Source organism: Jatrophihabitans sp. (assembly GCA_036389035.1).
Classification (GTDB): domain Bacteria; phylum Actinomycetota; class Actinomycetes; order Mycobacteriales; family Jatrophihabitantaceae; genus Jatrophihabitans_A.
This window is the reverse complement of record DASVQQ010000016.1, coordinates 101,360-116,710: the sequence shown is the minus strand read 5'-3', so window position 1 is coordinate 116,710 and position 15,351 is coordinate 101,360. Positions and strand designations below refer to the sequence as shown.

Below are 15,351 nucleotides of genomic sequence, written 5' to 3'. Positions count from 1 at the left end.
AGGAGCGGGGCCGGGCTCAGAGCCCGGTGACCCGGAGGTAGCTGTCGAGGATCGGCTGGGCCAGGTACAGCGCCAGCGCCGCGCCGGCAAGCATGAACGGGCCGAACGGCAGCGGCGTCTTGCCGGTACCACGCCTGCTCGCGATCACCGCGATGCCGGCCACCCCGCCGAGCAGGAACGCCGCGAACGCCCCGACCAGCAGGGCCGCCCAGCTCAGCCAGCCGAGCATCGCGCCGACCAGGCCGGCCAGCTTCACGTCGCCGAAGCCCATCCCCTTCGGATAGGCCAGTGCCAGCGCCAAGTAACTGCCGAACAGCGCGGCGCAGCCGATCGCCGTCCGCAGCAGCGCCCAGTAGTCGTGCTGCCACAGCAGCGGAGCCGCCAGCAACAGCGCCAGCACCGGATAGGACGGCAGCACGATCGCGTTGGGCAGCCGGTGACATTCGATGTCTATCGCCGCCAGCGCTATCGCCATCGCCGTGAAGTACAGCCAGGCGGGCAGTCCCGCGAGCCTGTCGATCGAGTACAGCCGCCAGGCCACCAGGACGAAGGCCGCACCGGTGGCCAGCTCGATCAGCGGGTACCGGGCGCTGATCGGCGCCGCGCAGTCGGCGCAGCGGCCGCGCAGCAGCAGCCAGCCCAGGACCGGCACATTGTGCCGGTTGCGGATCGGGGTGTCGCAGCGCGGGCAGTGCGAGGCCGGCGCGACCACCGAGTGGCCGGCGGGCACCCGGTAGATCACGACGTTGAGGAACGATCCGATCGCCAGGCCGAGCACCGCCACCACGACGAGCAGAAGCTCCATGGTGCAGACCTTCCCGTCGGTGGGTGGGGGGCGCCGCGGCAGCGGGTGTGGGCATCAGCATCTCAGGATCCCGTCGAGACGCTGATGACATTCCAGGTGTTGCTGGTCAGTCGCCCGTCCGGCGGCGGGATGTAGGGCACCCGCAGGCCGCCGTTCACCGCCCCGCCGGCACGCATGTTGTCGAAGTTGTAGGTGACCGAGATGCCGGGCATCTTGGTGTTCGAGCCCTGGTAGGGCCGGCCCTGGTACGGCATGCTGGTCGCGCCCCGGTGGTACTGGTAGAGCCCGCCGTAGATAGTGATGCCGTGACCGATGGCGCCGCGGAAGAAGTTGTCGGCGATGAACGAGCCGCGCAGCGTGAACACGGTGGAGTAGATCAATCCGTTGCCGCCGTTGGTCATCGACGGGGCGTTGTTGGGCACGTACATGTGGGACGGGTAGTTGTTGACGAGCGGCCAGCTCAGGTTGTCGGTGTAGACCCCGCTGAGGTCGTTGGGGCAGTAGCCGGCGGTGGTGGCGCCGGCGGTGCCGTCGGTGGCGCAGGTCATCGGCCGGTAGATCCGCACGTTGTGGTTGGCGATCATGGCCATGCCGTCGCTGGTGTTGGTGACCGAGGAGTTGCTGTAGGTCAGGTCATTGGTGATGACGATGTCGTGCTCGGCGACGACCGAGAGGTTGCCGCTGACCTGGCCCTGGACGTAGACGTCGCCGTAGCCGTGGTAGTGGGGGGTGACGTCGTTGTCCGGGTCGGTGTAGGTCTTGCTGGCGTCGTAGCCGCTGTCACCGGGCTGCTTGCCATGCCACGGGAAGTTCCGGGTGGTGTTCAGCGGCGAGCCCGCCGCGGTGCTGGCGGTCTTGCTGAGCACGCCCTGCACGATCGGCGTGGTGGTGTTGACGCAGTCGTCCTTCTTTGACAGCGAGGCGCACACCACCCGGTTCACCTTGACCGTCCAGTCGCTGGTGGTGGTGGTGTAGCCCTTGCCCACCGCCGTCTGCAGGAAGGTGCCGGTGGCCGTCTCGGGCGTCGTGGTGGTCGTGGTCGGCGTTGCGGCGGTGACGGTGACGGTGTACCAGACCGAGCCGGCGGTGGTGCCGACCTTCTGCGACGGGGTGCTCAGCTGAGAGGTGACCGCGCTGGTGAAGGCGGCCGGGGTGGGGCTCGCCGTGGCCAGCACGGTGTCGGTCGCCGTCTTGATGGCGGCCAGGACGTCGTTCTTGGGGTTGCCCTGACCGGTCTCGCAGTCGAAGTTGCGGCGCTTGGCGGGGTTGACCGCCGGGCAGGCCGCGGTGGCGTCGTAGGAGGCGTTGTCAGTCCAGGTGCCCGCCAGGCCGTTGGCGGTGGTGGTCGCCGGCAGGCTCAGCCCGGTGGTGGTGTTGAAGATCGGGCTGGCCGCGGTCGCCTGGTTGGGCTTGACCGACGAGCCGGGGTTCTTGACGTAGATCAGGGTCCGCGAGATCGGGACCACGGCGTTGATCACCCCGCCCGAGGGGTCGGTGGTGCTCTGGCCCTCGCTGTCGATGGTGTTGACGTTGGTGAAGGTGCCGGTGCTCTGGTAGCAGGCCGAGGTGCCGGCCGGCGTCATCGGACTGGTGATCCGGGCGGTGTTGCCCTGGACCGTGATCTGGGTGGGCCCGGTGTAGACGCACTGGGCCAGCGGCAGCGCCTCGCTGGCGTTCTCGGGCAGTTCCAGGGCGGTGGACTGGTAGATCGGGAACACCGGGCTGCCCGAGCCGTAGGTCGGGTAGTTGCTGTTGATGGTGGCCTCGCCGTTGGTTCCCGGGTAGGCGCGGATGTAACCGCCGTTGGGGCCCAGCGGTTGCTGGCTGCCGTTGATCGCGCCGGTCCACACCGAGTAGGCCGCGGCGTCGAAGTTCGGCTTGCTGTTCTTGGAGTTTCCGGTGTCCTTGCCGCGGTCGACGAGGTAGGCGTCCTGGCTGTAGACCGGCCCGTTCATCACCATGTTCGGTTCCATCGAGGAATCGCAGGTGTCGTTGTGGGTCACCGCGGCCGCCGTGCCGGTGGCGGGGGTGTAGGTGCCGCCCTCGGTGAAGTAGGCGAAGCTCGAGTCGGTTCCCATCGCGGTCTGGACGGCGGTCGAGGGCCGCCGGCTGGCGTTGTTCCACCCCGTGTCGGTGCCACGGCCGGGCCCTGCGCCGTTGGGGTAGTACAGGTCATCGCAGACGTTGGTGCTGTGGTTGGGGTCGCACAGCGGGGTGGTGCTGGCATCGACGTAGGTGCAGGTGCCGACCCATTGCAGGATGCCGGGCTTGCCCTTGCTGCTGATCGAGGTGCCGTTGAGGTTCGCCGCCGAGGTCACCTGCACCGAGCGCGGCCGGTAGAAGCTGTTGACGAACTCCGCGGCGTAGGTCTCGTACTTGGTGTAGTACTGGAAGTTGTTGAAGCTGGGCATCGCGTCGATGTCGGCGACCAGGGTCTTGATGAGGTACTTGGGGTTGGGCTTGCCGGTGGGCACCTGGCCGACCGACTTGACCCGGGCCAGGCCGGAGGTGGCGAAGGTGACCGTCCACCAGTAGGACTCGACGCTGGCGACGCCGTCGCCGCCGGTGATCACCACCCCCTGCTCGTTCAACGGGTCGGTGATGCCGCTCTTGTTGGTGATGCCGGTGGCCAGCGCGGGGCACTCGAAACCGTCGGTCGGCGGGCAGTTGGTGTTGACCCAGCTGAGGAAACTCTCGATCCCGGCCTGGGCGGCGGCGGTCGCCTCGCCGGAGTCGACGCTGGCCTGGGCCGGCTTGATCTGGCCGGTCAGCGCTGTGGTGGCCGTGGTGAGCATCAGCATCGCCAGGATGCTGATCATCATGACCAGCACCAGGCTCTGGCCGCCGTCCTCGCGTCGCAGCCTGGCCAGCAGGTTGCCTCGCGTGGCGGCCCACGGGCCTGACGGCCGGCTCGATGCGGTTCTCATGACGCTGGACCCCGATCTCATGACGGGAACCCTGAGCTCACCGAGGCCAGCGAGGTGAAGGCCATGCTGCTGGTGTTGGAGGGGTCCAGGGCGGTGAAGGCGATGGCGACGCTGCCGATCTGGTTGAGCGCCGTGTCGACGTTGTGCGCCGGGTTGCCGCGCAGGTTTCCCGAGCTGACGGCCAGCGAGCCGGCGCCGATACTGGGGTCGGGCATTCCGGAGCCGGGTTGCCCGCTCTGCAGGCACAGTCCGGGGGTGGGAGTGGTGCCGTTCAGGCAGCCCAGCTGGGTGAGGTCGAGCGCGCTGCCGATCCGCGAGTACGGCTGGAAGACCGGTAGGCCGGCGGTGGCCTTGGCGTTGAAGCCGAGCTGGCGGACCGAGCGCACGGTGGTGTTGTCGGGCTCGAAGACCACCTCGATGAGCTGGCCGACCCCGGTGCTGGTGTTGCTGACCCGCAGCATCAGCGCGATCTTGGTGGTCGCGGCCGGTGCGGTGAAGGAGCCGCTGACGTTGGTCGCGCGGTTGCCGAGGTTGGCGTAGAAGACGATCTTGGTGCTGGTGACCTCTTCGAACCGGTCGGCCTTGATGCTCGGGTCCAGCCAGCCGGCCACCCGCAGCATCGAGGTCCAGCTGTCCAGGGTCAGCCGGGCGTCGCCGGAGTTCTGATTGGTCAGCACGCTCTTGTAACCGGCGCTGCTGGAGCCGACGAAGAACAGCACCGCCATGGTGCCCAGGATGGTGGTCAGGATCATGCTGACCATCAGCTCGGCGAGGGTGACGCCCCGGTCATCGGCCCCGAGCCGCGGTTGATCGGCCCCGAGCCGCGAGCGCACCGCCCGTCTGAGCCCGCTCAGCATGAGAGCACCGTGTCGTAGCGGACCGTGCGGGTCGAGCTGTCATTCCAGCTGACCTTGACGGTGACGTTGCGGGCGGCGCCGGGCGCGCAGGTCGCGGTCGCGGCCGGCGTCATGATCGGGGTGATGGTGAAGCTGGTGCCCTTGAGGGTGACGGTCGTGGCGGTGGCGTTCAGCTGGCTGGCGGTGCTGTTCTGACCGCGCAGCTTCTCGACCTCCTGCCGGGCGAGGTTCGAGGCGGCGACCCGGTGCTGGGTGACGCCGGTCAGCTTCACCAGGGTGACCATCGCCATCATGACCGCGAAGGACACCACGGTGAAGAGCGCGAGCGAGACGACCACCTCTGCCAGGGTGAACCCGTCATCGTCGGCGTCGGCCGGCGGCGGATCGCTCTGGCGGGTGCTGGCCTGCTTGTCCTCGCGCAGGATCCGGGACAAGACGCCGACATGCCCAGCGAAGGACCGGAGGGTCATCGGTGGGTTCATGCCTGCACCTTCTCGGTATCGGCCGGACTGGGGGGGTGGTGAGGAAATGCGAGCTGGGCGGGCGGTCGTGACCACCCGCCCAGCTGCCGACAGCGAAGGATCAGGTGACGGTGGTCTGACCGGTGCTGCTGCTGTAGGTGTAGATCTTGTCGCCCGGGCTGCCTGCCGTGGTGGCGATCGTGTAGGAGCCGGCGGCCGGCGTCAGGACCAGGGAGTTGCCCGTCGAGACGTTGATGGTGCCGGTGGCGGCGCCTGCGCCGGAGCCACAGGTGATGTTGCCGGTGTTGGTCACGGTGACCGCGGCGGCCGGGTAGGTGTTTCCACCGTCGGCGTAGCACTGCTCGACGACGGCGATGGCGTTGCGGGTGTCGGAGGCGGCCGACTTGTTCTTGGCGCCCTTCTGGTAGTTCAGGTACATCGGGATCGCGATGGCGATCAGGATGCCGATGATCACGACCACTACCAGCAGTTCGATCAGGGTGAAGCCCTTGTCACCCTTGGTGCGCTCCTCACGGAGCTGGTGCAGCTTGTTGAGCATAAGAGCCTCCTGGCTCGTTCGGAGTGGGCGTCGGCAGAGGGGCCTAGGCCTGCTGAGTTTCTTCGAAAGTTAAATCGGCATGATCTGGCGCGGGCTTAGCGTTCAGCTCAGCGAATCAGTCACACACGGTATCGGTTTGGTAACTTTCAGTTAGCAACCGTGTCGCGCGGTCGAGTCCGACCTGGGGACCCGCCCCGCGGCGGACCGGACGGTCGTTCGGTGCTGGGCTCAGCCGGCCTGGATGTGCTGGTAGATGGAGAACATCGGCAGGTAGAGGCAGATCACCATCGTGCCGATCACCGCGCCGAGCAGCACCACCAGCAGCGGTTCCATCGCCGAGGTCAGCGACTCGGTGGCCGTCTCGACCTCGTGGTCGTAGAAGTCGGCGACCTTGTCCAGCATCTCGGTGATCTGGCCGGTCTCCTCACCGACCTCCATCATCTGCACCACCATGTTGGGAAACAGCGGGTGCTTGGCCAGCGGCCCCGACATCTGCTGCCCGACCCGGACCGCGGCCCGGACATCGTCCATCGCCTCGGAGACCACCGCGTTGCCGGCAGTGCCGCCGACCACTTCGAGAGCCTGGATGATCGGCACGCCCACCGCGAGCAGAGTCCCCAGGTTGCGGGCCCAGCGGCTGATGGCCAGCTTGGTGAACAGCTTCCCGAACACCGGCAGCCGCAGCTTGAGCCGGTCGACCTTCAGCCGGAAGGCGTAGTTCTTCTGCATCGCCCGGCGGTAGGACTTCAGCGCGACCAGCAAGCCGACGACGGTCACCGGTATCACCCAGTAGGCGTTGTGCGACAGCACCACCATGATCTTGGTCGGCAGCGGCAGCTTGCCGCCGAGCTGGGCGAACATCTTCTCGAACACCGGAACGATGAAGACGATGACCCCGGTGCCCAGCAGCAGCGAGAACAGCAGCACGATGACCGGGTAGGTCATGGCGGCCTTGATCTTGGCGCGCAGATTCGAGTCGTCCTCGTACATCTTGGCGATCCGGGTCAGCGCCTCGTCCAGGAAGCCGCCGGTCTCACCGGCCTTGACCATGTTGATCATCAGCAGCGGAAAGTGGTCCGGATGCAGCGCCATCGCCTTGGACAGCGTGGCGCCGCCCTGGACGTCGCTGCGGATCTGGCTGAGGGCCAGCCGCAGCTTGGGCTTGGTGCACTGGTCTTCCAGGATGGCCAGCGAGCGCAGCAGCGTCAGGCCCGAAGAGGTCATCGAGGCGAACTGCCGGGACAGGATCGCCAGGTCCTTCAGGCTGGTCCGGCCACCCAGCCCGGGGATCTTGAGTTCCTTCTGCAGGCCCTGGCCGGTGAGCTCCACCGACAGCGGCAGCAGTTTCTGGTCAGCGAGGGAGTTCGCCGCGGCCTGTGCCGACCCCGCCTCGAGCTTGCCCTTCAGCAGCGAGCCGCTCCGGTCGAGCGCCTCGTACGCGAATGTCTTGGTCGCCATGGCTTTACAACCTCGCCAATCGCTTGAACTCGTTCGGATCGTGGGCGAGCTCCAGGGCGGTCCCCTTGCTCACCAGCTGCTCGCTGAAGCGCTGCGCCAGGTGCTGGTCGAAGCTGAGCATCCCGGCGTCGGCCGAGGACTGCAGGAAGGACGGGATCTGGTGGACCTTGCCCTCCCGGATCAGGTTCCGGATCGCGGCGGTGGCGACCATGATCTCGCAGATGATCGCGCGCCCCATGCCGTCCTTGCGCGGCGCCAGCGCCTGGGTCACGACACCCTGCAGGCAGTTGGCCAGCTGGGCCCGGATCTGGGTCTGCTGGTGCGGCGGGTAGATGTCGATCAGCCGGTCCACGGTCTGGGCCGCGGACTGGGTGTGCAGGGTGGCCAGCACCAGGTGGCCGGTCTCGGCGGCGGTGACGGCCACCGAGGTGGTCTCCAGGTCGCGCAGCTCGCCGACCAGGATGATGTCGGGGTCCTGGCGCAGCACGTGCTTGAGGGCCACCGCGAAGTCGGCGGTGTCCGAGCCGACCTCGCGCTGGTTGACCACGCTGCGCGCGTGCGAGTGCAGGTACTCGATCGGGTCCTCGATGGTGACGATGTGCGAGGACCGGGTCTGGTTGGCGACATCGAGCAGCGCGGCCAGGGTGGTGGACTTTCCTGAGCCGGTCGGGCCGGTGACCAGCACCAGGCCCCGGGTCAGGTGGGCGAAGCTTTCCACCGAGCGGGGCAGGCCGAGCTCGTCGAGGCTGCGGATCTTGTGCGGAATGGCTCGGAACGCCGCGCCCACCGCGCCGCGCTGGCGGTAGACGTTGACCCGGAACCGGCTCACGCCGGGTATCGCGTAGGCGGTGTCGAGCTCCTGGGTGCTGTCGAAGCGGTCCCACAGGCTCGAGCTGATGACCGAGCGGATCAGCGTCTCGGTGTCCACCGGGGCGAGCTTGTTGCGCCCGGCCAGCGGTTCCAGGGTTCCGTTGATGCGCATGCACGGCGCGATGCCAGCGGTGATGTGCAGGTCCGAGCCGCCCAGCTCCACGAGCATGGTGAGTAGTTCGTCGAGCTCGTTCTTCGCCTCGTGCATGGCGAAGGGCGCCTCGAGCGCGATCAGCGGATTCATGAAGATCCCTTGGTAGTGGTGAGGTCAGTGGCGGTCATACGGTCACCCGCAGCATTTCTTCCAGGGTGGTGAGGCCATCGAGGGCCTTGCGCAGGCCGTCATCGCGCAGGGTCACCATGCCTTCGGCGGTGGCGATCTTCTTGATCTCGCTGGCTGAGGCGTGCTCGACGGCCATCCGCTCGATCTGCTCGGAGACCGGCATCACCTCGTTGAGCGCCAGCCGGCCGCGATAGCCGGTCTGGGAGCAGGACCGGCAGCCGACGGCCTGCCACAGGTTGCCCGGCTCGCCGAACTCCTCATAGTTCCAGTGCACCGCCGCCAGCTCCTTGTGGGCCGGGGTGTAACTCTGCTTGCACCACTCGCACAGCCGGCGGCACAGCCGCTGGGCCAGCACGCAGTCCAGCGACGAGCCGACCAGGAAGGGCTCGATCCCCATCTCGACCAGCCGCGGCAGGGCGCTGGGGGCGTCGTTGGTGTGCAGGGTCGAGAGCACCAGGTGGCCGGTGAGGGCCGCCTCGACGGCCAGCTGCGCGGTGGCCCGGTCCCGGATCTCACCGATCAGCACCACGTCGGGGTCTGACCGCAGGATCGCCGGCAGCACGGCCGCGAAGGTCAGGCCGGCCTTCGGGTTCACCTGCACCTGGTTGATGCCGTCCATCCGGTACTCGACCGGGTCCTCGACGGTGATCACGTTGACTTCGGGACGGGCGATCTCGCCCAGCGTGGCGTACAGGGTGGTGGACTTGCCCGAGCCGGTCGGGCCGGTGACCAGCACCATGCCGTGCGGCTTGCGGAAGCTGTTGGAGAACCGCTGGTAGTTGTAGTCGGTGAACCCGAGCTTGCGCAGCTCCAGGTCGATGCCGCCGGTGTCCAGCACCCGCAGCACGACCTTCTCGCCCCACACCGTGGGCAGGGTGGCCGCGCGCAGGTCCACGCTGCGCCCGCCCAGGTCCCTGGTGATCCGGCCGTTCTGCGGCACCCGGCGCTCGGTGATGTCCAGGCCTGACAGGATCTTCAGGCGCGAGATCAGCGCGGCCTGGATGCCGCGCGGAACGGCGTCGACCTCGTGCAGCACGCCGTCGATGCGCAACCTGATCTTGAGGTCGAACTCGCTCGGCTCGAGATGGATGTCCGAGGCCCGGGAGCTGATGGCGCGCTCGAGCAACGAGTTGACGTAGCGGACGACCGGAGCGTCCTCGTTCACGGAGTTCAGGCCGTCGGAGTTCGCCGAGCCGTCCTCGGCCTCGGCCTGGGCGGCTGCCTCGTCCAGATCGGTGCTCTCGCGGGTGTAGCGGTCCAGCAGCCGGTTCAGGTCTTCCTTGGTGACCACCATCGGCCGGACCATCAGGCCGGTGGCGGCCCGGATGTCGTCGAGGGCCAGCACGTCACCGGGATCGCCGACCGCCACCGTGATCGTGGTGTCGTTGACCGCGATCGGGAACATGTTGTGCCGGCGGGCCAGGGTCAGCGGGACCCTGGCCATGGCCAGCGGGTCCACCGGAAAGGCGGACAGCTCCACGGCCTCGACGCCGTAGGCGTCGGCGGTGGCCAGGGCGAGTTGGAGGTCGGTGACGATCTGGTCGTCGACCAGCACCGCGCGCAGCGGCCGGCCGCTGACCTTGGCCGTCTCGATGGCACGATCGAGCACACCGTCATCCATGCCGCGCCCGCGAAGTGCGGTGACGATGGTTCGCAGTGCGGGGTCCATGGCTCCTCCTGGAACAGGTGGTGGGACCTACCTCACCCGAGGACCGGGGGATTTATCGACGGGTGCGGTAGGACCACCTGAAGTCCCTATCGGGGGGTTCCCGGCAGATCTGAGGCGCTCAGCGGAAATCGCGCGAGGTGGTGCGCAGGCCGAGCGGAAGCCGTTCGATCCGCTCCGCCACCACGTTGAGCACGCCGTCGACCCGCTCCAGCATGCCGCGGATCAGCAGGCCGCCGGACTCCACCGCGACCCGGTGATGGCGTTGCCAGACCACCGGATCACAGATCACGTTGATCATTCCGAACTCATCCTCCAGGTTGAGGAAGATGATGCCGCGAGCGGTCGCCGGCTGCTGCCGGTGGGTGACGATGCCGCCGATGACGACCCTGGTCCGGTCATCCAGCCCGCGCAGCCGGTTCGAGTCGATCACGCCGAGAGAGTCCAACCGCTCCCTGATCAGTGCGGTGGGGTAGCAGTCGCGGGTGATGCCGGTGGCCCACAGGTCTGCCATCAGCTGCTCCGGCTCGGTCATCGGCGGCAGCGCCGGGATGCGCTGCTCGCTGGGTGAGGTCAGCTCGAGTTGGCCGGGCCGGTGGTCAGCGGCCGCGCCGGCCACCCAGAGCGCCTCGCGGCGGCTGGCGCCCAGCGACTCGAAGGCCCCGGCGGTGGCCAGCGCCTCGAGCTGGGCGGTGTTCAGGCCCACCCTGCGGGCCAGTTCGGTGATGCTGGCGTAGTCGGAGTGCTCGCGCTCGGTCACGATCCGCTGGGCCAGCTCGTCGCCGATCGTCCGGACGCTGGACAGTCCCAGCCGCACCGCCGGCTGGCCGGGGCCGGGACCGGAGTAGCTGGACTCACCCGCCTCGGCGTCCTGCAGGCAGGCCGGCGCCAGTGAGGCGTTGATGTCCGGGCCGCGGACGGCCACCCCGTGCCGCTTGGCGTCCTGCACCAGCGACTGGGGTGAGTAGAAGCCCATCGGCTGGGCGTTGAGCAGCGCCGCGCAGAACGCCGCCGGGTAGTACAGCTTCAACCAGGACGAGGCGTAGACCAGAAAGGCGAAGCTGATCGAGTGGCTCTCGGCGAAGCCGTAGGCGGCGAAGGACTTGATCTTGGTGTAGATGTCGTCGGCGACCTCGTCGGTGATGCCGTTGGCCCGCATGCCGTCATAGAGCCGGTCGCGCAGCCGCGCCATCTTCTCCTCGCTGCGCTTGGAGCCCATCGCCCGGCGGACCTGATCGGCTTCGGTCGGGCTGCAGCCGGCCGCGTCGATCGCCACCCGCATCAGCTGTTCCTGGAACAGCGGGATCCCGTAGGTGCGCTCCAGCGCCGGCCGCAGGCTCGGGTGCGGATAGCTGACCGGCTCCTGGCCGTTGCGGCGGCGCAGGTAGGGATGCACCGCGCCGCCCTGGATCGGGCCCGGCCGGATCAGCGCGATCTCGACGACCAGGTCGTAGAAGGTGCGGGGCTTGAGCCGGGGCAGCGTCGCCATCTGGGCCCGGGACTCGATCTGGAACACCCCGACGGTGTCGGCGGCGCACAACATGTCATAGACCTTGGGGTCCTCGGGCGGGATCTCGTGCAGGCCGTACCGGTGGCCGTGGTAGTCCTCGACGAACTCGAAGCAGTACTTCAGCGCCGACAGCATGCCCAGCCCGAGCAGGTCGAACTTCACCAGGCCGGTGGCGGCGCAGTCGTCCTTGTCCCACTGCAGCACGGTCCGGCCGGGCATCCGGCCCCACTCGACCGGGCAGACCTCGATCACCGGACGGTCGCAGATCACCATGCCGCCGGAGTGGATGCCGAGGTGCCGCGGGGCGTTCTGCAGCTGCGCGGCCAGGGCCAGCACCTGCTCGGGCACCGCGTCGGGCTGCTCGCCGGGCGCCGCGCCGGGCTGCTCGCCGGGCGTCGCGCGGGGCTGCTCGCCGGGCGCCGCGCCGGGCTGCTCGCCGGGCGCCGCGCGGGGCTGCTCGCCGGGCGCCGCGCGGGCGTAGCCGTGGCCGACCTGCTTGCTCCAGGCGTCCTGCTGGCCCTGGGCGTAGCCCAGCGCCCGCGCGATGTCGCGGACCGCTGAGCGCGGCCGGTAGGTGATGACGTTGGCGACCTGGGCGGCGTGCTGGCGGCCGTGCCGTTCATAGACGTGCTGGATGACCTCTTCGCGCCGGTCGGACTCGATGTCGATGTCGATGTCGGGCGGGCCGTCGCGCTCGGGCGCCAGGAACCGCTCGAACAGCAGGTTGTGCCCGACCGAGTCCACGGCGGTGATGCCGAGCGCGAAGCAGACCGCGGAGTTGGCGGCCGAGCCCCGTCCCTGGCAGAGGATCTGGCGCTCGGCGCAGAACTGGGTCAGCTCCCAGACCACCAGGAAGTACCCGGGGAAGCCGAGCTCGTCGATGACCGTCAGCTCGTGCTCGAGCTGGCGGTAGGCCCGGTCAGTGGCCGGGCCGGGCGGGCCGTACCGGATGCGGGCCCCGGCGTAGGTCAGCTGCCGCAGGTAGCTCATCTCATCGGCCACGCCGTCGGGCACCGGGAACGGGGGCAGCTTCGGCGCCACCAGCCGCAGCGGAAAGGCCAGCTCGGCGCCGAGCCGGGCCGCTGCCGCCACGGCTTGCGGGTAGTGCCGCAGCCGGGCCGCGACCTCGGCTCCGGACCTCAGGTGCTGGCCGGCCCAGCCCGGCAGCCAGCCGTCCAGGGCGTCCAGGCTGGTCCGGGCCCGGACCGCGGCCATCGCGGTGGCCAGCGGCCGGTTGCGCGGAGCGGCGTAGTGCGCGGCGGTGCTGGCGACCAGCTGCAGCCGCTGCTCACCGGCCAGTTCGGCCAGCGCCGCGTAGCGCTCGTCGGCCAGCGGCTCCAGGGCATGGGTGAGCTCGACGGCGACGTTGTCCCGGCCGAACCGGCCGATCAGCTCGTCCAGCGCGTGCCTGGCCGGGTCGAGGGCGAAGCCGCCGCCCCCGTCGCTGCTTTCCAGGGCCTGCCGGACGCTGCCCTTGCGGCAGCCGGTGAGGATCAGCCAGTTGTCATTGGACAGTTCGGCTAGCTCATCCAAGTCGTAGACCGGGCGGCCCTTGGCGCCGCCGCGCAGGTTGGCCTGGCTGATCCCCCGGCACAGGCTGGCGTAGCCGGCCGGGTTGCGGGCCAGCACCAGCAGGTGGGTGCCGGGCGGGTCGGGCACGCCGGACCGGGCGGCGATCGATCGCTCGGCGCGGGTGCTGGGCAGCTCGATCCCGGTGTTGAGCTCGGCGCCGAACACCGTCGGCAATCCCAGGGCATCGGCCGCTTCAGCGAATCGGGCGACGCCGTACATCCCGTCGTGGTCGGTCAGCGCCAGAGCCTGCAGGCCGAGGGCGACCGCTTCTTCGACCAGCTGCTCGGGGTCGCACGCGCCGTCGAGAAAGGAGAAGGAGGAGTGGGCGTGCAGCTCGGCGTAGGGCACCGGGCTGGAGGGGGCCAGCGGGATCTGCGGCGCCTCGTAGGCCAGCCGCTTGCGGCTCCACAGCGGCGCGTCGCCACCATCAGGGCCGTGGTCGCTGGTGTGGCCCCGGCGCTTGAAGGCCAGTGGTTCGCTGTCCTGGCTGGCCTCCGGTTCGGCGTCCTGGCCCGCGGTGGGCTTCGAACGTCCGGACAGCCGCCGTTCCAGCTCACGCCACGGCACTACCGGATTGTCGAACCCCATAGACGAAGTGTACTGAACATATGTTCGAATTTGAGCCGACGCAGCGACTTTCCCGGGGGGAGATTGGCAGGCGGCGCGGGCCTGCATAGCATCGGCCCGGTGGTCACCGAATCGGCGCTGCTCGGCGTGTTCCTGGTGGCGCTGGCCCTGGTGCTGACGCCCGGGCCGAACATGATGTACCTGGTCTCGCGCAGCATCACCCAGGGCCGGCGGGCCGGGGTGATCTCGCTCGGCGGGGTGGCGGTCGGCTTTCTGGTGTACCTGACCGCCACCAACCTGGGGCTGTCCGCGATTTTCGTGGCCGTGCCCGAGCTCTACCTCGCGCTGCGGATCGCCGGCGCCTGCTACCTGGGGTGGTTGGCCTTCAACGTGCTGCGGCCGGGCGGCACCGCCGTCTTCGCGCCGACCGCGATGGCGCCGGACTCGGACCGGCGGCTGTTCACCATGGGCATGATGACCAACCTGCTCAACCCCAAGATCGCGGTGCTGTACCTGTCGCTGATCCCGCAGTTCGTGCACCCGGAGGCCGGGCACGTGCTGCTGCAGGGCTTCGTGCTCGGCGGCGTGCAGATCGCGGTGGCACTGACCGGCAACCTGCTCATCCTGCTGGCCGCCGGCACCCTCGCCTCGTTCTTCGCCCACCGACCCGGCTGGCTGCGCGCGCAGCGCTACCTGATGGGCACCGTGCTCGGCGTGCTGGCGGTCAAGATCGCCACCGACCAGGCCCGCCCGGTGAGCGGCTGAGGTGAGCGTCGGGAGGCGACCGCCTGGGCCGACGCGTAGCGGTTCCGGTCGTCAGGGCGTTCGAAACCGCTACGCGTCGATCAACAGGAGGGCATAACCGATGCCAGCACAACCGATGCCGGCTCAGCCGATGCCGGCACAACCGATGCCGGCTCAGCAGGGGTAGTACGACCCGCCGTCGTTGAGGTACTCGTCCCACACCCAGCCCTTCCAGTCCGTGCCGTCGATACGCACGTGCGTCCAGGTGTTGCCGTAGGAGTTGCGCCGGTAGCAGTGGTACCAGAGCTTGATGCCGGTGCTGACCCTGGAAGTCACCCGGCAGTCGCCGTACATGCCGCTGTGCAACGGAACGGTGTAGGGGCTCTCGGCGGAGTGGGTGCCCGTTCCCCAGCCCGGGTCCTTGTTGGACCAGCTCTGGCCGCAGGTCACCGCCTCGGCGACGCCGGGGGTCACGAACACCAGGCTCCCGGCCACCAGCGGAACCGTCACCGCGCTGGCCAGGAACCGCCGGGAGAACAGCTTTCGAATGCTCATGTCAAACCTTTCAGTCAACGTTGCCGATCGGGAATGGCGCTGTGGTGTCAGCAGGGATAGACCGAGCCGCCGTCGTTCAGGTAGTTGTCCCATGCCCAACCGCGGACCTCTGGGTTGCTGGCGAGTTTCAGGTGGGTCCAGGTGTTGCCGTAGGAGTTTCGCCGGTAGCAGTCATAGCGCAGCCTGATGCCGGTGCTGACATTCCAGGTCACCCGGCAGTCGCCGTACATCCCGGTGTGCAGCGGAAAGGTGTACTGCCCTTCACTGGGGATGGTGATTCCCGCTCCCCCGCCCGGGTCCTTGTTGGACCAACTCTGGCCGCAGGTCACCGCCTCGGCGACGCCCGGGGTCACGAACACCAGGCCCCCGGCTACCACTGGGATCGTGACGGTGCTGGCCAGGAACCGCCGAGAAAAGAGTTTCCGCACGTAGAGTCCCCTTTCTTCTAAAGGTGACTGCGGAACGGCGCTTACGGCAGTTCGGCGCGGTCATCGTGCGGCGCACGTTATAGCTGTCC

General features: G+C 68.8%; 12 protein-coding genes. 1 reads left to right on the top strand and 11 read right to left on the bottom strand.

All coding sequences use genetic code 11. The features are described 5' to 3' along the window. Window positions 1-16: 16 nt before the first annotated feature. The 9 genes from VF557_11845 to VF557_11805 all read right to left on the bottom strand — a co-directional run bounded on the left by VF557_11845 (window position 17) and on the right by VF557_11805 (window position 13,556). Window positions 17-805: a prepilin peptidase gene (locus VF557_11845; GenBank protein HEX8080897.1), complete on the bottom strand. Its 789-nt coding sequence runs from the start codon at window positions 803-805 to the stop codon at window positions 17-19. Window positions 806-867: 62 nt separating this feature from the next. Next, window positions 868-3,732, bottom strand: a complete 2,865-nt coding sequence (locus tag VF557_11840) for a hypothetical protein (protein HEX8080896.1) — start codon at window positions 3,730-3,732, stop codon at window positions 868-870. Window positions 3,733-3,749: 17 nt separating this feature from the next. Next, window positions 3,750-4,589, bottom strand: coding sequence for a prepilin-type N-terminal cleavage/methylation domain-containing protein (locus tag VF557_11835; GenBank protein ID HEX8080895.1), 840 nt, complete (start codon window positions 4,587-4,589; stop codon window positions 3,750-3,752). Next, on the bottom strand, window positions 4,583-5,071 hold the full coding sequence (locus VF557_11830; GenBank protein HEX8080894.1) for a hypothetical protein: 489 nt from the start codon (window positions 5,069-5,071) through the stop codon (window positions 4,583-4,585). Before VF557_11830 ends, VF557_11835 begins: the two co-directional genes overlap by 7 nt. 100 nt (window positions 5,072-5,171) lie before the next feature. Beyond that, a complete protein-coding gene (locus VF557_11825; protein HEX8080893.1) occupies window positions 5,172-5,609 on the bottom strand; it encodes a prepilin-type N-terminal cleavage/methylation domain-containing protein in 438 nt (145 codons plus the stop codon). Window positions 5,610-5,837: 228 nt separating this feature from the next. After that, window positions 5,838-7,067 carry a type II secretion system F family protein gene (locus VF557_11820; protein ID HEX8080892.1) on the bottom strand — a complete coding sequence of 410 codons (1,230 nt, stop codon included), beginning with the start codon at window positions 7,065-7,067 and terminating at the stop codon, window positions 5,838-5,840. Between the two features lie 4 nt (window positions 7,068-7,071). After that, a complete protein-coding gene (locus VF557_11815; GenBank protein HEX8080891.1) occupies window positions 7,072-8,181 on the bottom strand; it encodes a type IV pilus twitching motility protein PilT in 1,110 nt (369 codons plus the stop codon). Window positions 8,182-8,215: 34 nt separating this feature from the next. Continuing rightward, the gene (locus VF557_11810; GenBank protein ID HEX8080890.1) at window positions 8,216-9,889 is read right to left on the bottom strand and encodes an ATPase, T2SS/T4P/T4SS family; all 1,674 of its coding nucleotides are present in this window, start codon (window positions 9,887-9,889) and stop codon (window positions 8,216-8,218) included. 118 nt (window positions 9,890-10,007) lie between these two features. After that, window positions 10,008-13,556, bottom strand: coding sequence for an error-prone DNA polymerase (locus tag VF557_11805; GenBank protein ID HEX8080889.1), 3,549 nt, complete (start codon window positions 13,554-13,556; stop codon window positions 10,008-10,010). Between the two features lie 99 nt (window positions 13,557-13,655). On the opposite strand from VF557_11805, the gene VF557_11800 reads away from it, so the two are divergent. Beyond that, window positions 13,656-14,300 (top strand): LysE family translocator, encoded by a 645-nt coding sequence (locus VF557_11800; protein ID HEX8080888.1) that lies wholly within the window; start codon window positions 13,656-13,658, stop codon window positions 14,298-14,300. 153 nt (window positions 14,301-14,453) lie between these two features. Here the strand turns inward: VF557_11800 and VF557_11795 are convergent, their stop codons facing one another. Together VF557_11795 and VF557_11790 are read right to left on the bottom strand one after the other, a co-directional pair. After that, window positions 14,454-14,834 (bottom strand): hypothetical protein, encoded by a 381-nt coding sequence (locus VF557_11795; GenBank protein HEX8080887.1) that lies wholly within the window; start codon window positions 14,832-14,834, stop codon window positions 14,454-14,456. 47 nt (window positions 14,835-14,881) lie between these two features. After that, window positions 14,882-15,262 carry a hypothetical protein gene (locus tag VF557_11790; protein HEX8080886.1) on the bottom strand — a complete coding sequence of 127 codons (381 nt, stop codon included), beginning with the start codon at window positions 15,260-15,262 and terminating at the stop codon, window positions 14,882-14,884. Window positions 15,263-15,351: the final 89 nt, after the last annotated feature.